Annotated in this window: 18 protein-coding genes; 14 read left to right on the top strand and 4 right to left on the bottom strand. The window is 62.3% G+C overall.

All coding sequences use genetic code 11. The features are described from left to right. Positions 1-64: 64 nt before the first annotated feature. From choW to yccS, 11 genes are all read left to right on the top strand, one after another. Positions 65-910, top strand: a complete 846-nt coding sequence (choW, locus tag BLQ55_RS16080; RefSeq protein WP_092202822.1) for a choline ABC transporter permease subunit — start codon at positions 65-67, stop codon at positions 908-910. Then, positions 907-2085: a choline ABC transporter ATP-binding protein gene (gene choV, locus BLQ55_RS16075; RefSeq protein ID WP_060740268.1), complete on the top strand. Its 1179-nt coding sequence runs from the start codon at positions 907-909 to the stop codon at positions 2083-2085. Before choW ends, choV begins: the two co-directional genes overlap by 4 nt. 444 nt (positions 2086-2529) lie before the next feature. After that, positions 2530-3150, top strand: a complete 621-nt coding sequence (betI, locus tag BLQ55_RS16070; protein ID WP_014340607.1) for a transcriptional regulator BetI — start codon at positions 2530-2532, stop codon at positions 3148-3150. A gap of 79 nt (positions 3151-3229) precedes the next feature. Continuing rightward, on the top strand, positions 3230-4702 hold the full coding sequence (betB, locus tag BLQ55_RS16065) for a betaine-aldehyde dehydrogenase (protein WP_092175129.1): 1473 nt from the start codon (positions 3230-3232) through the stop codon (positions 4700-4702). A gap of 218 nt (positions 4703-4920) precedes the next feature. After that, positions 4921-6624, top strand: coding sequence for a choline dehydrogenase (gene betA / locus BLQ55_RS16060; RefSeq protein WP_092255102.1), 1704 nt, complete (start codon positions 4921-4923; stop codon positions 6622-6624). 234 nt (positions 6625-6858) lie between these two features. After that, positions 6859-8301: a TldD/PmbA family protein gene (locus BLQ55_RS16055; RefSeq protein ID WP_092202826.1), complete on the top strand. Its 1443-nt coding sequence runs from the start codon at positions 6859-6861 to the stop codon at positions 8299-8301. Continuing rightward, on the top strand, positions 8301-9638 hold the full coding sequence (locus tag BLQ55_RS16050; protein ID WP_092255099.1) for a TldD/PmbA family protein: 1338 nt from the start codon (positions 8301-8303) through the stop codon (positions 9636-9638). The genes BLQ55_RS16055 and BLQ55_RS16050 overlap by 1 nt, the downstream gene beginning before the upstream one ends. 92 nt (positions 9639-9730) lie before the next feature. Further along, a complete protein-coding gene (mdtD, locus tag BLQ55_RS16045; RefSeq protein ID WP_092202830.1) occupies positions 9731-11158 on the top strand; it encodes a multidrug transporter subunit MdtD in 1428 nt (475 codons plus the stop codon). 190 nt (positions 11159-11348) lie between these two features. Beyond that, complete coding sequence (dbpA, locus tag BLQ55_RS16040; protein ID WP_237140825.1) at positions 11349-12686, top strand: ATP-dependent RNA helicase DbpA; 1338 nt, start codon at positions 11349-11351, stop codon at positions 12684-12686. Between the two features lie 151 nt (positions 12687-12837). Continuing rightward, positions 12838-14016 carry a BaiN/RdsA family NAD(P)/FAD-dependent oxidoreductase gene (locus tag BLQ55_RS16035; RefSeq protein WP_092202832.1) on the top strand — a complete coding sequence of 393 codons (1179 nt, stop codon included), beginning with the start codon at positions 12838-12840 and terminating at the stop codon, positions 14014-14016. A gap of 253 nt (positions 14017-14269) precedes the next feature. Further along, a complete protein-coding gene (gene yccS, locus BLQ55_RS16025; RefSeq protein WP_092255096.1) occupies positions 14270-16453 on the top strand; it encodes a YccS family putative transporter in 2184 nt (727 codons plus the stop codon). Positions 16454-16601: 148 nt separating this feature from the next. On the opposite strand, the gene BLQ55_RS16020 is transcribed toward yccS, so the two are convergent. Further along, positions 16602-17339 (bottom strand): substrate-binding periplasmic protein, encoded by a 738-nt coding sequence (locus BLQ55_RS16020; RefSeq protein WP_092202838.1) that lies wholly within the window; start codon positions 17337-17339, stop codon positions 16602-16604. Between the two features lie 260 nt (positions 17340-17599). Here BLQ55_RS16020 and BLQ55_RS16015 point away from each other — a divergent pair, with 260 nt between their 5' ends. Then, on the top strand, positions 17600-18052 hold the full coding sequence (locus BLQ55_RS16015; protein WP_092255093.1) for a GNAT family N-acetyltransferase: 453 nt from the start codon (positions 17600-17602) through the stop codon (positions 18050-18052). A gap of 105 nt (positions 18053-18157) precedes the next feature. Here BLQ55_RS16015 and BLQ55_RS16010 read toward each other — a convergent pair whose 3' ends face one another. The 3 genes from BLQ55_RS16010 to BLQ55_RS16000 are packed head-to-tail and all read right to left on the bottom strand — an operon-like array spanning position 18158 to position 21127. Beyond that, complete coding sequence (locus BLQ55_RS16010) at positions 18158-18454, bottom strand: winged helix-turn-helix domain-containing protein (protein ID WP_092202842.1); 297 nt, start codon at positions 18452-18454, stop codon at positions 18158-18160. A 4-nt stretch (positions 18455-18458) separates the two neighbouring features. Continuing rightward, positions 18459-18962: a M48 metallopeptidase family protein gene (locus tag BLQ55_RS16005; protein WP_092202844.1), complete on the bottom strand. Its 504-nt coding sequence runs from the start codon at positions 18960-18962 to the stop codon at positions 18459-18461. A gap of 41 nt (positions 18963-19003) precedes the next feature. Beyond that, positions 19004-21127, bottom strand: a complete 2124-nt coding sequence (locus BLQ55_RS16000; protein WP_092255090.1) for a putative bifunctional diguanylate cyclase/phosphodiesterase — start codon at positions 21125-21127, stop codon at positions 19004-19006. A gap of 322 nt (positions 21128-21449) precedes the next feature. Between BLQ55_RS16000 and BLQ55_RS15995 the strand changes: the two genes are divergently transcribed. Both BLQ55_RS15995 and BLQ55_RS15990 read left to right on the top strand, forming a co-directional pair. Then, positions 21450-22118 (top strand): polysaccharide lyase family 7 protein, encoded by a 669-nt coding sequence (locus BLQ55_RS15995; protein WP_092202848.1) that lies wholly within the window; start codon positions 21450-21452, stop codon positions 22116-22118. 328 nt (positions 22119-22446) lie between these two features. Next, entirely contained in the window at positions 22447-23115 is a 669-nt protein-coding gene (locus BLQ55_RS15990) for a polysaccharide lyase family 7 protein (RefSeq protein ID WP_092255087.1), read from the top strand. Positions 23116-23589: the final 474 nt, after the last annotated feature.

Raw genomic sequence — 23589 nt, 5'->3', positions numbered from 1 at the left:
TGTTATGCCGGGCGAGTTCGCTCGCCCGGGCTGTTTATTCCCTTGCATGCGGACGTTCACTACCATGCTTATTGATCAGAAAATACCTTTGGGCCAGTACATCGCGGGCTTTGTCGAATGGTTGACGCAAAACGGCGCCAGCACATTCGACGCAATCGCGCTGTTTCTGGAAACGATGATTCACGGCGTGACGTTTGCGCTGACCTGGTTCAACCCCCTGGCCCTGATCGGCCTCATCGCGCTATTGGCGCACTTCATCCAGCGCAAATGGGGCCTGACCGTATTCGTCATCGCGTCCTTCCTGCTGATTCTCAACCTGGGTTACTGGCAAGAGACCATGGAAACCCTGGCCCAGGTGCTGTTCGCGACCCTGGTCTGTGTGCTGATCGGTGTGCCGCTGGGCATTGTTGCCGCGCACAAGCCGATGTTCTATACCCTGATGCGGCCGGTACTCGATCTGATGCAGACCGTACCGACCTTCGTCTACCTCATTCCTACCCTGACCCTTTTCGGTCTGGGTGTGGTCCCGGGCCTGATCTCCACGGTGGTGTTCGCGATTGCCGCGCCCATCCGCCTGACCTACCTGGGCATCCGCGACGTTCCGGACGAACTGATGGACGCCGGCAAAGCCTTCGGCTGCTCCCGCCGCCAACTCCTGTCGCGTATCGAACTGCCCCATGCGATGCCAAGCATCGCGGCCGGTATCACCCAGTGCATCATGCTGTCGTTGTCGATGGTGGTGATCGCCGCGCTGGTGGGTGCCGATGGCCTGGGCAAACCCGTGGTCAACGCACTGAACACCGCCGATATCGCCCTGGGCTTCGAAGCCGGCCTGGCGATCGTATTGCTGGCGATCATGCTCGACCGAATCTGCAAACAACCCGACGCTAAAGTAGGGGGTGACGCATGAGCATCATTCGTTTCGAAGACGTCGATGTTATTTTCTCCAACCGCCCCAAGGCCGCGCTGGACCTGCTGGACAAGGGTTTTTCGCGCCCCGAGATCCTGCAGCAGACCGGCCTGATCGTCGGCGTGGAAAAAGCCAGCCTGTCCATCGAGAAGGGGGAGATCTGCGTCTTGATGGGCCTTTCCGGCTCAGGCAAATCCAGCCTGCTGCGCTGCATCAACGGCTTGAACACCGTCAGTCGTGGCAAGTTGTTCGTCGAGCATGAAGGACGGCAGATCGACATCGCCTCCTGCTCCCCCGCCGAACTGAAGATGATGCGCACCAAGCGCATCGCCATGGTGTTCCAGAAGTTCGCCCTGATGCCCTGGCTGACGGTGCGCGAGAACATCAGCTTCGGCCTGGAAATGCAGGGCCGTCCCGAGAAGGAACGGCGCAAGCTGGTGGATGAAAAACTCGAGCTGGTGGGCCTGACCCAGTGGCGCAACAAGAAACCCGACGAGCTGTCCGGCGGCATGCAGCAACGGGTCGGCCTGGCCCGCGCCCTGGCGATGGACGCCGACATCCTGCTGATGGACGAACCGTTTTCGGCCCTCGACCCGCTGATCCGCCAAGGCCTGCAGGACGAACTGCTGGAACTGCAGCGCAAACTGCAAAAGACCATCGTGTTCGTCAGCCATGACCTGGACGAAGCCCTGAAGCTGGGCACGCGGATCGCCATCATGAAAGACGGCAAGATCATCCAGTACAGCAAGCCCGAAGAGATCGTGCTCAACCCGGCGGACGACTATGTGCGTACGTTCGTCGCCCACACCAACCCGCTCAACGTCCTGTGCGGTCGCAGCCTGATGCGCACCCTGGACAACTGCAAACGCATCAACGGTTCGGTCTGCCTGGATCCGGGCGGCGACTCCTGGCTCGACCTGGCCGAAGGCAACACCATCAAGGGCGCCCGGCAGAACGGCGCGGTCCTGGACCTGCAAAACTGGGCACCGGGCCAGTCGGTGGAAGAGCTGGGCCGGCGTCCGACCCTGGTGGATTCCAACATCGGCATGCGCGACGCGTTGCAGATCCGCTACCAGACCGGCAACAAACTGGTGCTCCACGATAACCAGAAAGTCGTCGGGATCCTGGGCGACAGCGAGCTGTACCACGCACTGCTCGGCAAGAACCTGGGCTGAGCCCACGCACACAAACGCCGCGAGATGATCGCGGCGTTTTTGTTTGTGCAGAGATTCAGCCTGCCTCTTGCTCCCGCCGGGTTGCCGTGTAGGAGCTGCCGAAGGCTGCGATCTTTTGATCTTTCGCTTGAGATTCAAGTGTCTGGGGAAAGATCGCAGCCTCGTTGCACTCGACAGCTCCTACACCGCAGCCCAGCGACACAGCCGTTTGCTCGGCAACCGACCGACGAGTGTTATAAAGACATCCCGAAAAAGTCCTCGCCCCTGCGCGGCGGTTTTCCATGTGCCTTCAAGCGCCCTTTACACGTGGAAATCCGACAAACAGCGACGACTTGTCATAGAACTTTGTTTTTGTTGATTGAACGTTCAATAAAAACAAAATAGACTGGCCCTCGCCATGACGGACTGCATTCGTCCGCCTGCAGGCCTAAGGAGATGTGCTAGATGCCCAAGGTCGGTATGCAACCCATCCGCCGCCAACAATTGATCGAAGCCACGTTGCAAGCGGTCGATCAGGTCGGGATGGGGGACGCCAGCATTGCGCTGATCGCCCGTCTGGCTGGTGTCTCCAACGGCATCATCAGTCACTACTTTCAGGACAAGAACGGCCTGATCGCGGCCACGGCCCAGTACCTGATGACTGTCCTGAGCGAAAACGTCACCGCACGCCGCCAGGCACTGGAGGACACCAGCCCGCGGGCTCACCTCAAGGTGATCATCGAAGGCAACTTCGACGCCAGCCAGGTCAATGGCCCGGCAATGAAAACCTGGCTGGCCTTCTGGGCCACCAGCATGCACCACCCGTCTTTGCACAGGTTGCAGCGGATCAACGATCACCGTCTGTATTCCAACCTGTGCTGCCAGTTCCGCCGCGTGTTGCCCGTCGATCAGGCGCGCAGCGCGGCACGGGGCCTGGCCGCGTTGATTGACGGTTTGTGGCTGCGCGGAGCGCTGTCGGGAGACGCGTTCGATACCGCCCAGGCGCACCAGATCGCTTACGAATACATGGATTTCCAACTGGCCAAGGCGGGGGCGCCAGAGCACACAGAACCGCTCGACTCCTGAACCGTCACCGCAGCGCGTAGTCAGCTATGAACGACACGCTCGGTGGCCAGCCAACCACTCATGCACTTGCGAGGACTTTATGGCCCGTTTCGAACTGCAAAAACTTTACATCGATGGCGCGTACAGCGATGCCAGCGGCGACGCCACTTTCGAAGCCATCAACCCGGCCAACGGTGAAGTACTCGCCCTGGTGCAGCGCGCAACGTTCGAGGACGTGGAGCGCGCCGTGGTCAGCGCCGAAAAGGGCCAGAAAGTCTGGGCGGCCATGACCGCCATGCAGCGTTCGCGCATCCTGCGCCGCGCCGTGGACATCCTGCGCGAGCGCAACGATGAACTGGCCGCCCTGGAAACCCTGGACACCGGCAAGGCCTACTCCGAAACCCGCTACGTCGACATCGTCACCGGCGCCGACGTGCTGGAATACTACGCTGGCCTGGTGCCTGCCATCGAAGGCGAGCAGGTTCCGCTGCGCACCACTTCATTCGTCTACACCCGTCGCGAGCCCCTGGGCGTGGTGGCCGGTATCGGCGCGTGGAACTACCCGATCCAGATCGCCCTGTGGAAATCCGCCCCGGCCCTGGCGGCTGGCAACGCAATGATCTTCAAGCCGAGCGAAGTCACCTCGCTCACCACCCTGAAACTGGCCGAGATCTACACCGAAGCCGGCGTTCCAGCGGGTGTGTTCAACGTCTTGACCGGCAGCGGCCGTGAAGTCGGCACCTGGCTGACCGAGCACCCGCGCATCGAGAAAATCTCCTTCACCGGCGGCACCGACACCGGCAAGAAAGTCATGGCCAGCGCCTCGAGTTCTTCGCTCAAGGACGTGACCATGGAACTGGGCGGCAAGTCGCCGCTGATCATCTTCGACGACGCTGACCTGGATCGCGCCGCCGACACCGCGATGATGGCCAACTTCTACAGCTCCGGCCAGGTCTGCACCAACGGCACTCGCGTGTTCGTACCGAGCCACCTCAAGGCCGCCTTCGAAGCCAAGATCGCCGAGCGTGTGGCGCGCATCCGCGTTGGCAACCCAGAGGATGAAAACACCAATTTCGGCCCGCTGGTGAGCTTCGCCCACATGGAAAGCGTGCTGGGCTACATCGAGAAAGGCAAAGCCGAAGGCGCGCGCCTGCTATGCGGCGGCGGTCGCCTGACTGAAGGCGAATTCGCCAAGGGCGCGTTCGTCGCCCCGACCGTGTTCACCGACTGCACCGATGAGATGACCATCGTGCGCGAGGAAATCTTCGGCCCGGTGATGAGCATCCTCACCTATGACACCGAAGAAGAAGTGATCCGCCGCGCCAACGACACCGATTTCGGCCTGGCCGCCGGCGTCGTGACCCGCGACCTGAACCGCGCCCACCGCGTGATCCACCAGCTCGAAGCCGGCATCTGCTGGATCAACGCCTGGGGCGAATCGGCGGCTGAAATGCCGGTGGGCGGCTACAAGCAATCGGGCGTGGGCCGTGAGAACGGCATCAGTTCGCTGAACAACTTCACCCGCATCAAATCGGTACAGGTCGAACTGGGCGATTACGCGTCGGTGTTCTGATTGGACATGAGGCCTTGAGTGAACGCTGTTGTGGCGAGGGGATTTATCCCCGTGGGGCTGCGTAGCAGCCCCTCCCCAAGGCCCCCCATTCTTCAGACAAACCCAGTCGCTGATTTACGACTGCTGCGCAGCCGAACGGGGATAAATCCCCTCGCCACAGGTTCTGCGGCGTCAAGGCAACCGCGACCTGAACCCAATTCAAAAAGAGGGTGCATTTCATGTCCCAAGAATTCGATTACATCATCATCGGTGCCGGCTCGGCCGGTAACACCCTGGCCACCCGCCTGACCGAAGACGAGGGCGTCACCGTCCTGCTGCTCGAAGCCGGCGGCCCGGACTATCGCCTGGACTTTCGCACGCAAATGCCTGCCGCCCTGGCATTCCCGCTGCAAGGCCGGCGCTACAACTGGGCCTACGAGACCGACCCGGAGCCGCACATGAACGGCCGCCGCATGGAATGCGGTCGCGGCAAGGGCCTGGGCGGTTCTTCGCTGATCAACGGCATGTGCTACATCCGCGGCAACGCCCTGGACTATGACAACTGGGCAAAACTGCCTGGCCTCGAGGACTGGACGTACCTGGACTGCCTGCCCTACTTCAGAAAAGCCGAGACCCGGGACATCGGCCCGAACGACTACCACGGCGGCGACGGGCCGGTCAGCGTGACCACGCCCAAGGCCGGCAACAACCCGTTGTTCCACGCCATGGTCGAAGCCGGCGTGCAGGCCGGTTACCCGCGTACCGAAGACCTCAACGGCTACCAGCAGGAAGGTTTCGGCCCGATGGACCGTACCGTCACGCCCAACGGCCGTCGGGCCAGCACCGCGCGCGGCTACCTGGACATCGCCAAGAAGCGCTCGACCCTGACCATCGTCACCCACGCCCTGACCGACAAGATCATCTTCGAAGGCAAGCGTGCGGTCGGCGTGCGTTACCTGGTGGGCGCCGCTGAAGAGCGTGTCGAAGCCCGGGCACGCAAGGAAGTGCTGCTGTGCTCCGGCGCCATCGCCTCGCCACAGATCCTGCAACGCTCCGGCGTCGGCCCGGCGCAATTGCTGGAAAGCCTCGACATTCCGGTGGTGCATGACCTGCCGGGGGTCGGTGAGAACCTGCAGGATCACCTGGAGCTGTACCTGCAATACGCCTGCACTCAACCGGTCTCGCTGTACCCGTCGCTGCTCTGGTACAACCAGCCGGCCATCGGTGCCGAATGGCTGTTCAACGGCACCGGTATCGGCGCCAGCAACCAGTTCGAGGCCGGCGGCTTCATCCGCACCCGCCCGGAATTCGATTGGCCCAACATCCAGTACCACTTCCTGCCGGTGGCGATTAACTACAACGGCAGCAACGGGGTGAAGGAACACGGCTTCCAGGCGCACATGGGCTCCATGCGCTCGCCGAGCCGCGGCCGGATCCAGGCCAAGTCCAAGGACCCGCGCCAGCACCCGAGCATTCTGTTCAACTACATGGCGACCGAGCAGGACTGGCAGGAGTTTCGCGACGGCATCCGCCTGACCCGCGAGATCATGCAGCAACCGGCACTCGATCCGTTCCGGGGTCGCGAGATCAGTCCGGGCATCGAGGTGCAGACGGACGCGCAACTGGACCAGTTCATCCGCGAACACGCCGAAACCGCGTTCCACCCGTCCTGCTCGTGCAAGATGGGCACCGACGACATGGCCGTGGTGGACGGCGAAGGTCGCGTGCATGGCATGCAAGGGCTGCGCGTGGTGGATGCCTCGATCATGCCGATCATCACCACCGGCAACCTGAACGCGCCGACGATCATGATCGCCGAGAAAATCGCCGACAAGATCCGTGGTCGCAAGCCCCTGCCACGCAGCACCGCCCCGTACTACGTGGCTGGCGACGCGCCGGTGCGCGGCAAGCCCCTGCGCGAAGTGGGGCCAATGGCTCAGTAAGACTCAGGACCGCCATCGCGAGCAAGCTCGCTCCCACAGGGATCCGCAGCGGACACACCTTTTGTGACCATTGAAGATCCCCCCTGTGGGAGCGAGCTTGCTCGCGATAGCATCCGCCCTGACACATCAGTATTCCCATCTACCTTGATCCCACCCCCACCCCAGGCCTAATCTAGAGCCGCCGCGTCAAATCACCGCAATGCGCCGCACCCTCGCTCCAGACAAGGAGGTTCCATGTTCGACTTCCACCCCCAGCTCAAGCAGCGTTTCGCTGCCTTGCGCACGGGCGCTGAATTCTTTTCCCTGCGTTACGTGCGCGAATCCGGCCAGCATTTGTCGGTGCGCAAGAATGTCGCCGAACCGCCCAGCCTGAACCGTGATGAAGGTGCGATGCTCACCGCGCGGGTCAACGGTGTCGAGGCGTATGCCGCCACCAACGACCTGTCCCAGGCCGGTCTGCAAGCGGCACTGGAACGCGCCGAACAGCATGCTCGCCAGCTCAAGCCCCATGCCTTGCTCGACCTGCGCGGACAAGCCGTATCCAGTGACCGCGCCGATTACTTCTCGCCGCATTTCGACCAGGCTTTCCCCTCCCTGAGCGATTGCTACCAGGTGCTCGGCGACGAATCGGCTGCGGTGCCCCAGGACGAGCGCCTGGTGAACTGGCAGGCCAGTATCGGCCTGACCCAGGTCGAACAGATCTACCTCAACAGTGCCGGCGCTGAACTGCGCCAGGCCCAACGCTTCATCTACCCGGCCCTGGAAGTCACCGCCTTCGACGGCCACGACAGCCAGACCCGCACCCTGGGCCGGGAAAACTTCGGCCAGCAGGGCGGCTTCGATGTGATCAGCCGCTGCGGCCTGATCGGGGCCGGGCCGAAAATCGCCGACCAGGCCCTGCAGTTGCTGATGGCGCCGAACACCCCGCAAGGCCCCCGCGACCTGCTGCTGATGCCCGACCAGATGATGCTGCAGATCCACGAGTCCATCGGCCATCCGCTGGAACTGGACCGCATCCTGGGAGACGAGCGCAATTACGCCGGCACCAGCTTCGTCAAGACCAGCGATTTCGGCCATCTGCAATACGGCTCCCGCCTGTTGAACGTGACCTTCGACCCGAACATTCCCGAAGAACTGGCCAGCTACAGCCACGACGACGACGGCAGCGCCGCCAGCAAACAATTCCTGATTCGCGAAGGCCTGTTGCTGCGTCCACTGGGCGGCGCGCTGTCGCAGTTCCGCGCCGGCCTCGACGGTGTCGCCAACAGCCGCGCCTGCGGCTGGAATCGGCCACCCATCGACCGCATGGCGAACCTGAATATCGAACCCGGCGACCAGTCCCTGGCGCAACTGATCCAGGGCACCGAACATGGCGTGCTGATGCGCACCAACCGCTCCTGGTCCATCGACGACGCCCGCAACAAATTCCAGTTCGGCTGCGAGTGGGGCCAGTTGATCGAGAACGGCGAGCTCAAGGGCGTGGTGAAGAACCCCAACTACCGGGGCATTTCCGCGCAATTCTGGAAGAGCCTGCGCGCGGTGGGCGATGCGAGTACCTTCCAGGTCCTGGGCACGCCGAACTGTGGCAAGGGCGAACCGAACCAGGTCATCCGCGTCGGCCATGCGTCGCCAGCCTGCGTGTTCACTAACGTCGATGTGTTCGGGGGAGATGCCTGATGAGCACCGTCAATAATCAGGCCGGGGCATTCAAGGCGTTGGTCGACTGGCTGCGCGATGCCCTGCATACGCCTGAACAGTTCACCCTCGGCTACGCCGCCGAGTCTTCGGCCTTCGTCCGTTTCAACCATGGCAAGGTCCGTCAGGCCGGCCAGGTGCAGCAAGCCAATGTCAGTTTCAAACTGATCGACGACGGACGCCACGCCGATTTGCAGATCACCTTGTCCGGCGACCCCGAGACCGACTTGCAACGCCTGGCCGAAGGCCTGCGACAACTGCGCGAAACCTTGCCGTTGCTGCCCCGCGATCCCTACCTGCTGCTCAATCCCGGCCACTGGCAGAGCAACAATGTGCAGGCCCATCCATTGCCCGAGACGGAACAGGCCATTACCGAAATCACCCGCGCCGCCGAAGGCCTGGACCTGGTGGGGTTCTACGCCGCCGGGCCCATCAGCCGTGGTTTCGCCAGTTCTTCGGGGGCGTTCGGCTGGCATCAGGCCAACAGCTTCAACTTCGATTTCAGCCTGTTCCATGACAATGGCCAGGCGGTGAAAGCCAGCTACGCCGGGCATGAATGGAGCAGTGACGGATTTGCCCGGCGCTTCGAACAGGCCCGCGAGCAACTGGCATTCCTCGGCCGCCCGCTGCGCACGTTACCGCCCGGCGAATATCGCGCCTACCTGGCACCGGCCGCTCTGGAAGAGATCATGGGCATGCTCAGTTGGGGCGGGTTCTCGGCCCGTGCAATCGCCAGCAAGCAAAGCCCGCTGCAGAAGTTCTACGCTGGCGAAGCCCACTTCAGCCCCAACGTGTGGCTGGCGGAGCAGGTCAGCGGCTCCTTGAGCCCGGCGTTTTCCGACGAAGGTTATCCTCGCGATGACATGGGCCTGATCGCCAAGGGCACGGCCAACGCGCGACTGGTCAACTCCCGCAGCGCCGCCGAATATGGCCTCGCGGCCAACGGCGCCAGCAGCTACGAATACCCTACGGCGCTGGACATGCGGGGCGGACAACTGGAGCAAAGGCACATCCTCGAAGCACTCGGCACCGGGCTGTACATCAGCAACCTCTGGTACCTGAACTACTCGGACCAACCGGCGGCGCGCCTGACCGGCATGACCCGCTTCGCCACCTTCTGGGTCGAGAACGGCCAGATCGTGGCGCCGGTCAGTACCATGCGTTTCGACGACAGCGTCTACAGCCTGCTCGGCTCGCAACTCGAAGGCCTGACCCGAGAGCGGGAACTTCTGCTCTCGGCCAGCACCTACAGCCAGCGGGCCACGGCCTCGATGTTGTTGCCGGGGGCGCTGGTCAAGCGGTTGACCTTGACGCTGTAACCAACCAAACACAGGACCTGTGGCGAGGGGATAAATCCCTTCGCCACAACAGCGGCACCTGTTCCTGATCAACACGCCATACAAGAGGTCCCATGCCCAACCGCGCACCGCTCGACGCCGTCACCGCCCGCTGGCTTCCATGGGTGGTGGCGATTGCCTTCTTCATGCAATCCCTGGACGGGACCATCCTCAACACCGCCCTGCCCGCCATGGCCAGCGACCTGGCGGAAAACCCGCTGCGCATGCAGGGCGTGATCATTGCCTACATGCTCACCGTGGCGTTGCTGATCCCGGCCTCAGGCTGGATCGCCGACCGTTTCGGCACCAAGAAGATCTTCTTCGGGGCGATCCTGCTGTTCAGCTTCGGCTCGCTGCTGTGCGCCCTGTCCAATTCATTGAGCATGCTGATCGGCGCCCGGGTCATCCAGGGCCTGGGCGGTGCGCTGATGCTGCCGGTGGGCAGGCTGGTGGTGCTGCGGGCGTATCCGCGCTCGGAACTGGTGCGGATCATGGGCTTCATCACCATTCCCGGCCTGCTCGGCCCACTGATCGGGCCGACCATGGGCGGCTGGATGGTCGAGTACCTGACGTGGCACTGGATCTTCATCATCAACCTGCCGGTGGGCGTGATCGGTTGTTATGCCGTGTGGAAGTTCATTCCCGACCTGCGTGGCAGCGAGCGCACCCGGTTCGATGGCCTGGGGTTCCTGCTGTTCGGCGCGGCGATGGTGCTGATCACCATTGCCATGGAAGGCCTGGGTGAGCTGCACCTGCCGCACCTGCGGGTGATGTTGCTGCTGTTCGGCGGCATGGCCTGCCTGGCGGCCTACTGGCTGCGGGCCGGGCATGTCGAGAACGCGCTGTTCCCGCCGTCGTTGTTCAAGACCCGCACCTTCGCGGTGGGCATCCTCGGCAACCTGTTCGCGCGCCTGGGCAGCGGCGCCTTGCCGTTCCTGGTGCCGTTGCTGCTGCAAGTCGCCCTCGGCTATTCACCGTCCCAGGCCGGCATGAGCATGCTGCCCCTGGCGGCGGCAGCCATGGTCGCCAAGTCCGTGGCCCGACCGCTGATCGAACGCCTGGGCTATCGCATCGTCCTGACCGGCAACACCGTGGCCTTGGGCGTGATGCTGGCGAGCATGGGCCTGGTCAGCGAACAGACGCCGTACTGGCTGCTGCTGGCGCAACTGGCGGTGCTGGGGGCGATCAACTCGCTGCAATTCACTGCGATGAACACCGTGACCCTGATCGACTTGGACGACGCCAGCGCCAGCAGCGGCAACAGCCTGTTGTCGGTGGTGGCGCAACTGTCCCTGAGCCTCGGCGTGGCCTGCGCCGGCGCCCTGCTCGGCGGCTTTACCGCCCAGGTGGGCAACGACGGGGTGGAGACGGTGCTGGGCGCGTTCCAGCTGACATTCGTGACGGTGGGGATCATGGCGATGCTGGCGGCGACGATTTTTTCCCAGTTGTCCAAGCAGGATGGCCGGCGGCAGAAGCGTCCCGATGAGCATATCGAGCATTAACCCAGGCGCTTGGAGCGCTGTCTGAACCGGGGGACATGTTGGCTTTTGTGGCGAGGGACCACACCACGCTCGTCCAGAACTTTCGAAGAAAGTGGCACGAGGCTGCTACACTGCGCGACATTTTGTTTTGCAGGCCAGTCCCGTGACCACCATTGCCACCGCTTTTAATACTTTGCCGCTGTCCGCCGCCATGCTGGCTAACCTCGAATCACTCGGTTATGCCCAGATGACGCCGATCCAGGCGCAAAGCTTGCCGGTGATCCTCAAGGGCATGGACCTGATCGCCCAGGCCAAGACTGGCAGCGGCAAGACCGCCGCCTTCGGCATCGGTCTGCTGAACCCGATCAACCCACGTTTCTTCGGCTGCCAGGCGCTGGTGATGTGCCCGACCCGCGAGCTGGCTGACCAGGTCGCCAAGGAAATCCGTCGCCTGGCCCGCGCCGAAGACAACATCAAGGTCCTGACCCTGTGCGGCGGCGTGTCCTTCGGCCCGCAGATCGCTTCCCTCGAACACGGCGCCCACATCATCGTCGGCACGCCGGGACGCATCCAACAGCACCTGCGCAAGGGTTCGCTGGTGCTCGACGGGCTCAACACGCTGATCCTCGACGAAGCCGACCGCATGCTCGACATGGGCTTCTACGACGCCATCGAAGACATCATCCAGCAGACCCCGGAACGCCGCCAGACGCTGCTGTTCTCCGCCACCTACCCGGTGGGCATCAAGCAACTGTCGTCCAAGTTCATGCGCAACCCCCAGCAAGTGAAAGCCGAGGCGTTTCACTCCGACGCGCAGATCGAGCAGCGCTTCTATGAAATCTCCCCCGAGGAGCGCATGGACGCGGTGGTCAAGGTGCTGGCGCATTTCCGCCCGGCCTCGTGCGTGGCGTTCTGCTTCACCAAGCAGCAGGTCCAGGAAACCGTCGACCACCTGAGCGCCAAGGGCATTTCCGCCGTTGGCCTGCACGGCGACCTGGAACAGCGCGACCGCGACCAGGTGCTGGCGATGTTCGCCAACCGCAGCACCTCGGTGCTGGTGGCGACTGACGTGGCGGCCCGCGGCCTGGACATCGATGCCCTGGACATGGTGATCAACGTCGAACTGGCCCGGGACTCGGAAATTCATATCCACCGCGTCGGCCGCACCGGTCGCGCCGGTGAGAAAGGCATCGCCATCAGCCTGGTGGCGCCGTCCGAAGCCCACCGCGCCCAGGCCATCGAGCAACTGCAGAAGTCGCCCCTGAGCTGGGATCAACTGGACAACCTCAAGCCCCAGGGTGGCGGCCCGCTGCTACCGGCCATGAGCACCCTGTGCATCGGCGCCGGGCGCAAGGACAAGGTCCGCCCTGGCGACATCCTCGGTGCCCTGACCGGCGAGGCCGGCATCCCCGGCGCCCAGGTCGGCAAGATCGCGATCTTCGATTTCCAGGCCTATGTGGCCGTGGAACGCGGCATCGCCAAACAGGCGCTGCAACGCCTGAACGATGGCAAGATCAAGGGCCGCTCGTTGCGGGTGCGGATCCTGTAAAGCGATCTGCAACCCAACAGAGATCAAACTGTGGGAGCGAGCTTGCTCGCGATAGCGGTGGATCAGCGGCATTGATGCTGCCTGACACGCCGCCATCGCGAGCAAGCTCGCTCCCACATTCAGTATGCGAGAAAGTCGAGAGGACACCGTTTTGCGCTCTACCGAAGTCGTGATCATTGGCGCTGGCGCCGCGGGGTTGATGTGTGCGTTGACCGCGGCCGCGCGCGGACGGCAGGTGATGCTGCTGGACCACGCCAACAAGGCCGGCAAGAAGATCCTCATGTCCGGCGGTGGGCGCTGCAATTTCACCAACATGTACACCGAGCCGGGCAACTTCCTGTCGCAGAACCCGCACTTCTGCAAGTCGGCCCTGGCCCGCTACACCCAGTGGGACTTCATCGCGCTGGTGGCCAAGCACGGCGTGCCCTATCACGAGAAAAAGCTCGGCCAGTTGTTCTGCGATAACAAGTCCAGCGACATCCTCGGCCTGCTGCTGGATGAATGCGACCAGGCCGGCGTCAGCCTGCACCTCGACACGTCGATCACCCAGATCGAAAAAACCGACGGCGGCTACCTGCTGCAAACCACCCTCGGCGCCCTCGCCTGCCAATCCCTGGTGATCGCCACGGGCGGGCTGTCGATCCCGACCCTGGGGGCGACCGGCTTCGGTTATCAGGTGGCGAAGCAGTTTGGCCATGCACTGCTGCCGACCCGTGCCGGGCTGGTGCCGTTCACCATCACCGATCAGCTCAAGGCGCTGTGCACCGAGCTGTCGGGCACCTCGGTGGATTGCCTGGTGAGCTGCAACGACCAGAGTTTTCGCGAGAACATCCTGTTCACCCATCGCGGCCTGAGCGGGCCGGCGATCCTGCAGATTTCCTCGTTCTGGGAGCCGGGGGACACGGTGCAGATCAACCTGCTGCCCGATCACGACGTGCCGCAATGGCTGCAACAGCAACAGGCCGAACGCCCCAACAGCGAACTCAAGACCCTGTTGGGCGAGCTGTTCACCAAGAAGATGGCCAACCTGCTGGCCGACACCTGGTTCGTGTCCAAACCCATGAAGCAGTACACCCACGGGGAGCTGGCGGACATCGCCGAGAAACTGGCGAGCTGGAACGTCGTCCCCGCCGGTACCGAAGGCTACCGCACCGCCGAAGTCACCCTGGGCGGCGTCGACACCCGGGAAGTCTCGTCCAAGACCATGGAATCGTTGAAAAGCCCCGGCCTGTATTTCATCGGCGAAGTGCTGGACGTCACCGGGCACCTGGGCGGGTTCAACTTCCAGTGGGCGTGGGCTTCGGGGTATGCGGCGGCGCAGTACGTCTGATCCGGCACGATTTGAATGTGGCAGTACCCTGTGGGAGCGAGCTTGCTCGCGATTGTGGTGGTTCAGTCAACATCAATGTGACAGGACTGCCGCTATCGCGAGCAAGCTCGCTCCCACAGGGGGCCAGTGGTGTTTTCTGGATCGCACTCACACGCGCCGGAACACTTTTTGCTGCCAGATGTGATCGCCGCCATTGCGTCGGCGTCATTACTGCCTCAATTTAGCGTCATTGCCCGTCAGGCCCTTGCACTTCATGTCATCGAACTCGTTTAGCCAGTCTTTGCGTCGCCTTTGGGCGTTGGATAAGTTCAGTTATAGCGTGCGGGTGTTCATCGCCCTGACCGGCAGCATGGGGCTGTGCTGGTACTTGGACGAAATGGCGCTGCTGATTCCCCTCTTCCTGGGCATCATCTCCAGCGCCCTGGCCGAGACCGACGACAGTTGGCAGGGCCGCCTCAATGCGCTGGCCGTAACGCTGGTGTGCTTCACCATTGCGGCGTTGTCGGTGGAGTTGCTGTTCCCGTATCCCGTACTGTTCATCATCGCCCTGGCCCTGGCGAGCTTCGGCCTGACCATGCTCGGGGCCCTGGGTGAACGTTATGGCGCGATTGCCTCGGCCACCCTGATCCTTTCGGTCTACACCATGATCGGCGTGGACCAGCGCGGCGGCGCGGTCACGGACTTCTGGCACGAACCCTTGCTGTTGGTAGCCGGCGCCGCGTGGTACGGCCTGCTCTCGGTGCTGTGGCACGCGCTGTTTTCCAACCAGCCGGTGCAGCAAAGCCTGGCGCGGCTGTTCCGCGAATTGGGACGCTACCTCAAACTCAAATCGTCGCTCCTGGAGCCGATCCGCCAACTCGACGTCGAAGCCCGTCGCCTGGAACTGGCCCAGCAGAATGGCCGGGTGGTCGCCGCGCTCAACAGCGCGAAGGAAATCATCCTGCACCGCGTGGGCAACGGCCGGCCGGGCTCGAAGGTCAGTCGCTACCTGAAGCTGTACTTCCTGGCCCAGGACATCCACGAACGCGCCAGCTCCTCCCACTACCCCTACAACGCGCTGGCCGAGGCCTTCTTCCACAGCGACGTGCTGTTCCGCTGCCAGCGCCTGCTGCGCCAGCAAGGCAAGGCCTGCCAGGCACTGGCCGAGTCGATCCAACTGCGCCAGCCGTTCGTCTACGACGACACCTTCGCCGAGGCCCTCAACGACCTGCACGCGTCCCTTGAGCACTTGCGCATCCAGAGCAACCCGGCCTGGCGTGGCTTGCTGCGCTCGTTACGGGCGCTGGCGGCGAACCTGGGCACCATGGACCGCCTGCTCAGCGACGCGAGCAACCCCGACGCCCTGGCCGACGCCACCGACAGCAGCCTGCTGGACCGCTCGCCGCGCAACCTCAAGGATGTCTGGCTGCGCTTGCGCACTCAGCTCACGCCCACTTCGCTGCTGTTCCGCCATGCCCTGCGCCTGCCCCTGGCGTTGAGCGTGGGTTACGCCGTGGTGCACATGATCCACCCGTCCCAGGGCTATTGGATCATCCTCACCACGCTGTTCGTGTGCCAACCCAGCTACGGCGCCACCCGGCGCAAGCTCGGCCAGCGGATCATCGGCACCGCCATCGGCCTGACGGTGGCCTGGGCGTTGTTCGACCTGTTTCCCAATCCACTGGTGCAGTCGTGCTTCGCCATTGCCGCCGGGGTGGTGTTCTTTACCAACCGCACCACCCGCTACACCCTGGCGACGGCGGCGATCACCGTCATGGTGCTGTTCTGCTTCAACCAGGTGGGCGACGGTTACGGTTTGCTGCTGCCGCGGCTGTTCGACACCTTGCTCGGCAGCCTGATCGCCGGGCTGGCGGTGTTCCTGTTCCTGCCCGACTGGCAAGGCCGGCGGCTGAACAAAGTGCTGGCCAACACGCTGACCTGCAACAGCATTTACCTGCGCCAGATCATGCAGCAATACGCCGCCGGCAAAAGTGACGACCTGGCCTACCGCCTGGCCCGGCGCAACGCCCACAACGCCGATGCCGCGCTGTCCACCACGCTGGCCAACATGCTGATGGAGCCGGGGCACTTCCGCAAGGAAGCCGATGTGGGGTTCCGCTTCCTGGTGCTGTCCCACACCCTGCTCAGTTACTTGTCCGGCCTGGGCGCCCACCGGGGCACCGAACTGCCGGCGCAAGTGCGCGAACAGTTGATCGACGGTGCCGGGGTGAAACTGGCAGCGAGCATCGACGAAATCGCCCAGGGCCTGGCGAGTAAACAGCCGATCGCGATCCAGAGCGACGAAGAGGAAGCCTTGGCCAGCGAGCTTGAGCAGATGCCCGATGAAATCGACGAAGGACAGCGTCTGGTGCAGACGCAACTGGGGTTGATCTGCCGACAGTTGGGGCCGTTGCGCACGTTGGCGGCGCATTTGATCAAGGACACTGGCGAGGCTTGAGCGGTTGTGGTGTCTGGGCTGACCCCATCGCGAGCAAGCTCGGCTCCCACAGGGGAATGTCGTCCACCCACAGGGGGATGTCGTCTATCCACAGGGGGAGGCATTCCAAATGTGGGGGCGAGCTCGCGATGGGGCCAGCCCAGACACCTTACATCCCATGCGCCTTCAATAACCGCTCATAACTCCCATCCGCCTTCATCGCCGCGATCTCCCGATCGAACCCGGCCACAATCTGCTCATGCTCCGGGTTCTTCAGGCTGACCAGGATGTGCAGGCTGTTTTCGCTCAAGGGCTTGGGCAGGAACTCCACGGCGCTGCGCACCTTGGGCGATTCGCGGGTCAGGTAATAGCGGGCGACGAACTCGTCTTCCAGGGTCAACTTCACGCGGTCGGCAGCCAGCATGCGCACCGCCATGGCGAAGTTATGCACCGGGATTTTCTGCATTTGCGGGTCTTCATCGAAGTCTTTGGAATAGGCATAACCGCGCACGACAGCGATGGGATAGGCACGCAGCTGTTGCAGGCTGTCGAACTGGATCGCCTCGTCCTTGCGCTTGATGAAGAGCACGCGGTTGATCAGGTATTCCGCCGAGAACCGGCCTATATGGGTACGCTCCTCGCTGTACCAGGCGTTGATCAGCACGTCATAGCGGCCCTCGCCGATGCCCAGCATCGCCCGGGCCCAGGGCACCTGTTCGAAGTCCGTGGCATAGCCGGCCCGCGCCAGGGCGGTGCTAACGATATCGGTCGCCAGGCCGCCATTGATCAAGGTGGAATCGGTAAAGGGCGGCCAGGCATCGGCGACCAGGCGCAACTTCTGCGCACAAGCCTCGTAGCTCAGCAACAGCAACCCGATCAATGCAAGAGTTCGATGCAATCGCGGCATGCCAAACGTCCTTGACGGGTTCAAAGCCCGGTTTGTTTTTAGCCGAAACTCAACAGGCATCCTCGGACACCCGGTCCTAACATTAGCTCATTGGAACCGCAGCGCAGGGCTGTCACGAAGATTACACAAAGACGACAGCACCGCGACAAAGGAATGATGGCATTTTGGTCTTTGTCACAGATTTTCCTGTCGCGCGAGCAAGAGACTTCCGAGCCAACCACGCTTAATATCGGCAGCAGGTTCTTCAGGAAATTCAAAAAATGGTTATCGAGTGGGTCTGCAAACATCACAGTGACCTGAGCAAGGAACAGCTGTATGCCATCCTCAAATTGCGCTCCGACGTGTTCGTCGTCGAGCAGAACTGCGCCTACCCGGACGTCGACGGACTGGACCTGGAGGGCGACACCTGCCACCTGATGGCCTGGCACGACAACCATCTGGTGGCCTACCTGCGCTTGCTCGACCCGCACTCGCAGAACAGCGACGTAGTGATCGGGCGTGTGATCATCGCCCCCCAGGCACGCGGCCAGGGGCTGGGCCACACGCTGATGGAACAAGCGCTCAAGCAGGCCGAGAAACATTGGCCCGGCACATCGATCTCATTGTCGGCCCAGGCGCATTTGCAGGGGTACTACGGGCGGTACGGGTTCGAAGCGGTGGGGGTGGAATACCTGGAGGACGGGATTCCACACATCGGTATGCATCGGCCGTAGGAGCTGCCGAAGGCTGCGATCTTTTGATCTTGATCTTTCGCTCAGGACTCAATTGTCTGGGGCAAGATCGCAGCCTCGCTTCGCTCGACAGCTCCTACGCAGCGCCTACGGGTATTCCAACACTGCCTTGATCCGCGGCAGATTCGCCTCGATCCACCCCCGGTCAATCGCCCCCCAGTCGCGAATCCGATAACGCCCGGCGTGGTTGCGAGCGCCCTCCTCTTGTTCGAACTCACACACGATATCCAGGTCCGCCAGCGCCGCGACCGTGTCCTGGGCAGTGCGTCGCGGCATGCCGGTGACGTCAGTGAGCGCCGGGACGTTGCTGGCCGCGCCGCTGTCGATCAGGTAGGCCACGTACAGGCGACGGTAGAAACTGGTCTTGGTCTTGCTCACGTCCATCCGGTCAGTCCTTGTGAGGTTGCAGGTCACGCCAGGTCAGGTACACCCGCAGGTCGAATTCCAGTTGGTGATAGCCCGGCAGCATGTGTTCGCAGAGTTGGTAGAAGGCCTTGTTGTGGTCCGACTCCTTGAAGTGGGCCAACTCGTGCACCACGATCATCTTCAGGAACTCGGGCGCCGCGTCCTTGAACAGCGCCGCAATGCGGATTTCCTTCTTGGCCTTGAGCTTGCCGCCCTGCACCCGCGACACCGCGGTGTGCAGGCCGAGGGCGCGGTGGGTCAGGTCCAGGCGATTGTCGAACAACACCTTGTCGATGGCCGGCGCGTTACGCAGGTATTGCTGCTTGAGGTCCAGCGCATAACCGTACAGGGCCTTGTCGCTCTGGATCGGATGCCGACCCGGGTAGCGCTGTTGCAGGTAATCGCCCAGGCGATCCTGGGCGATCAATTGCTGCACTTGGGCTTGCAGGGCGGCGGGGTAGGCCTGGAGGTATTTGAGTGCAGTCATCGGTGGCAACACAGTCACAAGAGGCCGCCAGTGTAGCGAATTCAGGTCTGCACTGCGCTCCAGTCGAAGGGCGTGGCGAAGGTAGCGGTGTCTTCGGCCATCAGCGGACGCGCCACCAGGAACCCCTGCACGAACTCACAGCCGTGGGCGTGTAGCCACAAATACTGCTCGCGGGTTTCCACCCCTTCGGCGATGACCCGCAAGCCCAACTGCGTACACAGGTCGATGACCGAGGCGGCCAACGCGGCGTCCCGGGGCGACCCTGGCAGACGGGCGATCAAGTGTCGATCCAGCTTGAGGGTATCGAGTTCAAGGTCACGCAGATGCGTCAGCGAACACGGGCCCGAACCGAAGTCATCCAACGCCACGCGCACCCCGAGCTGGCGCAGCAGCCGCAATTGCTTTTGGGTTTCATCGGGATTGCGCATCAACGCATCCTCGGTCACCTCGACCTCCAACTGCCGAGGCTTCAAGGCGTGGCGTTCCAGGACCTGGCGCAACTCGGTCACCAGGTTCGGCATGCCGAACTGAGTGCTGCTCAGGCTCACCCCCAACACCAGGTCGTCAGCGAACAAGCGCTCCCAGACTTTGCGCTGGGCCGCGCTGCGATGATAAATCCAACTGCCCAGCCGACTGATCAATCGCGCCTCTTCCAGCAACGGCAGGAACAGGCCCGGCGGCACATCGCCAACACTTGGATGCTGCCAGCGCAACAGCGCCTCGAACCCACGGATCCGCCCGTCGACGATGCTCACCTGCGGCTGGTAGACCAAATTGAAATCGCGGTTCTCGATGGCCGAGCGCACGCTCTCTTCCAGCATCAGCCGTGAACGGGCTCGACCGTTCATTTCATGGTCGTAAAAACGGTATTGCTGGCGACCGGCACGCTTGGCTTCGTACATGGCGATGTCGGAGGCCCGTAGCAAGCCATCGAGGTTGGCGCCACAGTCCGGGTACGTCGCGATGCCGATGCTGGCGCCGAGCGCCACGTCCATGCCTTCGATCTGCTGGCAGATCGCGACACGCTCGATGAGTTTCTCCGCGATCTTGGCCGCCTGTTCGGGAAACTCCAGGTCCAGCAAGGCCGTGAACTCGTCACCGCCCAGCCGCGCCAGGATATCGAAGGGGCGCAGGCATGCCTTCAACTGCTCCGACACCCAGCGCAAGACCCGGTCACCAGCGTCGTGCCCCAGCGAATCATTGACCCGCTTGAAGCCGTCGAGGTCCAGGTACAGCAACACCCAGTTGCTTTCCAGCCGCTCGCTGCGCATCAACAGGTTTTCCGCGGTCTGGTAGAAGCCCCGACGGTTGAGCAAGCCAGTCAGCGGGTCCGTGACGGCCTGGTATTCGAGCTGCTGGTGCAAGTGGCGAACCACGGACATGTCCTGCAGCGTCACCACCATCGCCTTCTGCTCCGCGGGCAGCGGCGCGCAGGACAAGGCCACCGACACCTGCTGGCCGGGCGCCGTGCGCAGCACCGCGTCATGCAGTCGCCAGGTTTCACCGCGCCGATAGGCGTTATGGATATCGGAATCGGCCCACTCGGGAATATGGGGTTTCTGCAGGAAATCCAGGAACGGCATCCCCTGCAACTGGTCGGCGGTGGCATTGAGCAAACGGCAGGTCGACGGGTTGGCGAAGCGGATACACCCATTCTCATCCACCACCAGGATGCCTTCGGCGGCGTTGTCCAGCACCGAGGCGTTGAAGGCCCTGGCCGCTTCGAGATCCTGGCTCAGGCGCTGCAAGGCCCGGCGATTGCGCTGGTGCTCGAGCAATGCCTGGACCTTGGGCTTGAGGATTTGCGGATCGAAGGGCTTGAACAGGTAGTCCACCGCGCCACTGGCGTAGCCCTTGATGACCGCGTCCTGGGATTGCTCGTTGGCGGTCAGGAAAATGATCGGCGTGAGCCGCGTGCGCTGGCTGCCACGCATCAGCCGCGCGACTTCGAAACCGTTCATGTCAGGCATCTGCACATCCAGCAGAACCAGATCGATGTCGTGTTCGAGCAGCAGGTTAAGCGCCTCGACCCCCGAGGACGCAGTCATCACCCGCCAATCCTGCCGCTGCAACAGAGCACTCATGCTGAGCAGGTTTTCAGGGTAATCATCAACAATCAAAAGGACAGAGGTGTCTTCGCCGGGCGTTGGTTGCGCGCATTCCATGCTGCTTCTCTTATCGGGCGCCACGTCCGTTTTTACGTAGCAAAGCGGACAAATACTGTCCCCTCACTCTAGACCGGGATTTTGAAAAGCAGTAGGTGTCATCACGCCATCACCCAGACAAAGCCCGAAATAGCCGACTAACGGTCACCCTCTTCAGGCACAGAACCTGCAAAGACCTCACCGACGAACAATTGACGTCAAACATTTGCCGAACGGTCAACAAAAAAAAGCCCAGTCCAGCGTTCCGAAACGCTTCAAAAGGGCGGTTTAAAGCCTCCCGCTACGGCATCCACCTTTACATCTCGACACGCAGGACCTGGACATGATCGATCTCGCAACCTGGAACTTGAGCATTCCCGAGGGCAGCCCCGCAATGACCATCGAAACCCCTCGATTGGTACAAGGCTTCAAGGACCAATACTTCAACGCCGAAACCGGCACCGTGTTCTTCTGGGCGCCCGTGACCGGTACCAAGACGGCCAACGCGATTTATCCGCGCAGCGAACTGCGCGAAACCTATCCCGACGGCACCCTGCGCAATTGGCTTTACCCGGCGGCGGATAACACCTTGCGCGCTACCGTGACCGTCAACCAGGTGCCCAGCACCGGCAAGATCGTGATCGGCCAGATCCACACCAAAGACAGCACCAACCCGATGGTGAAACTGGAATACCAATACAAAACCTACAGTTCCACCGGCAATATTGTCGCCAAGGTGCGCATGCGTCCGGACGACGAAACGGGCCAGGTCATCACCATCGCCACGGGTGTCACGCTTAACCGTAGCTTTTCCTACATGATCCACTTGAGCCCGAAGGGCGCGTTGGGCATTACTGCGGCCGGTTACAACTGGCGGACCACCATTGATCCGAGCTGGAAAGTCAAACCGCTCTATTTCAAGGCCGGTGTGTATGTGCAAGACAACACCGGCTACGTCACCGAAGGCGGGAAAGTGACCTTCAGCATGCTGGATATCGATCACAACCTGTGATTGCGCCTCTCGTGGCGCCATAGCAGCAGGGACGCTGCTTGCCTCGTGCGACAAAAACCTCCCTATCCACTACTTGACGCCCCACAACAGGGCGCCATAGACAGATGCCATATCGCCATGTTCCCGGAAAATTCCTATTAGCCGACTAACGGTCATCTGTTTCGGGCACCAAACCGGCAAACGCAACTCTGACGGACTGTTGACGCCAACCCCCCGCCGGAAAAACGCACGAGCGTTCTACCGCGCTCACGCCTGGCGTCTTTAAAAAGCGCGTCCTAGAGCCTCCGGCTGTGGCGTAAATCATTTCTTGCACAGAAAGGATCCGAACATGGTCGATCTTGCAACCTGGAACTTGAGCATCCCCGAGGGCAGCCCACCGAAAACCATCGAAACGCCTCGACTGGTGGATGGGTTCAAGGATAAGTACTTCAACTCAGAAGGCAGCACGGTGTACTTCTGGTCGCCTGTCACCGGCACCAAGACCGAAAACGCGATCTACCCGCGCAGTGAATTACGGGAAACCTACAAGGACGGCACCTTGCGCAACTGGGTCTACCCTGACGCCGACAATAAATTGAGCGCGACCCTGGTGGTCAACCAGGTGCCCAGCAGCGGCAAGATCGTGATCGGGCAGATTCATGCCAAGGACAGCAGCAAGCCCTTGGTGAAACTGGAATACCAGTACAAGGATGACGGCAAGACTGGCAACATCGTTGCCAAGGTCCGCATGCGCCCCGATGACGATGAGGGTCGGGTTATCACCGTCGCGACCGGCGTGAAGCTGGCTCAGTCCTTCAGTTATCGGCTCCACCTCGATCGTACGGGTGACCTGGGTATTACTGCGGCGGGTCGTAGCTGGTACACCACCATCAGTTCCAAATGGAAGGTCAAGCCGTTGTACTTCAAGGCTGGCGTGTACGTGCAGGATAACAGTGGCTATACCAGCGAAGGTGGGAAGGTGACGTTCAGCAAGTTGGATATCGATCACAACACTTGAGCCGGTGCTTTCGGAAATCTCGTGGGGATTTACCTAGGGGCCGTGTGCATATCCATTGCTGCGGTCACGGCGGCTTATGGTTCCGCCCTTACGGCGGGTCACTTTTGAGAAGCGCAAAAGTAACCAAAACGCTTTATGCCCCACCACTCGGCACCTCGCCTAGGCTCGGTGTGCCCTCACTCCGGCATTGCTCCGTGGGCCCGCCGCGAAGGGCCATCCATGGCCCAGCGCGGCTATCCCGGCATCCATGCCGGGATGCCCACTCCACAATGCCTGCGTTCGGCCAGCGTGGTTAACGGGGCGCCGAGATCAACGTCCACCGCGAGGCGGCCTGCCAGCCGGCCTGGCTCCCACGGTCGTACTCCGATCCAATTGTGGGAGCGAGCTTGCTCGCGATGGCGGCCTGACAGCCGACCAATCTCTACCGGTTGCACCCGACCCCAACTGTGGGAGATCAACGTCCACCGCGAGGCG

It is taken from the genome of Pseudomonas sp. NFACC13-1 (genome assembly GCF_900104425.1).
GTDB classification, from domain to species: Bacteria; Pseudomonadota; Gammaproteobacteria; order Pseudomonadales; family Pseudomonadaceae; genus Aquipseudomonas; species Aquipseudomonas fluorescens_AA.
Note: the sequence above shows the minus strand (reverse complement) of the source record. Positions and strands in the feature narration are given on the sequence as shown.

Excerpts from the sequence above, each read along its gene's own strand:
- BLQ55_RS16015 (WP_092255093.1), top strand. The coding sequence starts at position 17,600 with ATGGTTATCGAGTGGGTCTGCAAACATCACAGTGACCTGAGCAAGGAA.
- BLQ55_RS16005 (WP_092202844.1), bottom strand. The coding sequence starts at position 18,962 with ATGACTGCACTCAAATACCTCCAGGCCTACCCCGCCGCCCTGCAAGCC.
- BLQ55_RS16010 (WP_092202842.1), bottom strand. The coding sequence starts at position 18,454 with ATGGACGTGAGCAAGACCAAGACCAGTTTCTACCGTCGCCTGTACGTG.
- BLQ55_RS15990 (WP_092255087.1), top strand. The coding sequence starts at position 22,447 with ATGGTCGATCTTGCAACCTGGAACTTGAGCATCCCCGAGGGCAGCCCA.
- choV (WP_060740268.1), top strand. The coding sequence starts at position 907 with ATGAGCATCATTCGTTTCGAAGACGTCGATGTTATTTTCTCCAACCGC.
- betI (WP_014340607.1), top strand. The coding sequence starts at position 2,530 with ATGCCCAAGGTCGGTATGCAACCCATCCGCCGCCAACAATTGATCGAA.
- mdtD (WP_092202830.1), top strand. The coding sequence starts at position 9,731 with ATGCCCAACCGCGCACCGCTCGACGCCGTCACCGCCCGCTGGCTTCCA.
- BLQ55_RS16020 (WP_092202838.1), bottom strand. The coding sequence starts at position 17,339 with ATGCCGCGATTGCATCGAACTCTTGCATTGATCGGGTTGCTGTTGCTG.
- choW (WP_092202822.1), top strand. The coding sequence starts at position 65 with ATGCTTATTGATCAGAAAATACCTTTGGGCCAGTACATCGCGGGCTTT.
- BLQ55_RS16000 (WP_092255090.1), bottom strand. The coding sequence starts at position 21,127 with ATGGAATGCGCGCAACCAACGCCCGGCGAAGACACCTCTGTCCTTTTG.
- betB (WP_092175129.1), top strand. The coding sequence starts at position 3,230 with ATGGCCCGTTTCGAACTGCAAAAACTTTACATCGATGGCGCGTACAGC.
- BLQ55_RS15995 (WP_092202848.1), top strand. The coding sequence starts at position 21,450 with ATGATCGATCTCGCAACCTGGAACTTGAGCATTCCCGAGGGCAGCCCC.
- BLQ55_RS16050 (WP_092255099.1), top strand. The coding sequence starts at position 8,301 with ATGAGCACCGTCAATAATCAGGCCGGGGCATTCAAGGCGTTGGTCGAC.
- dbpA (WP_237140825.1), top strand. The coding sequence starts at position 11,349 with ATGCTGGCTAACCTCGAATCACTCGGTTATGCCCAGATGACGCCGATC.
- yccS (WP_092255096.1), top strand. The coding sequence starts at position 14,270 with ATGTCATCGAACTCGTTTAGCCAGTCTTTGCGTCGCCTTTGGGCGTTG.
- betA (WP_092255102.1), top strand. The coding sequence starts at position 4,921 with ATGTCCCAAGAATTCGATTACATCATCATCGGTGCCGGCTCGGCCGGT.
- BLQ55_RS16055 (WP_092202826.1), top strand. The coding sequence starts at position 6,859 with ATGTTCGACTTCCACCCCCAGCTCAAGCAGCGTTTCGCTGCCTTGCGC.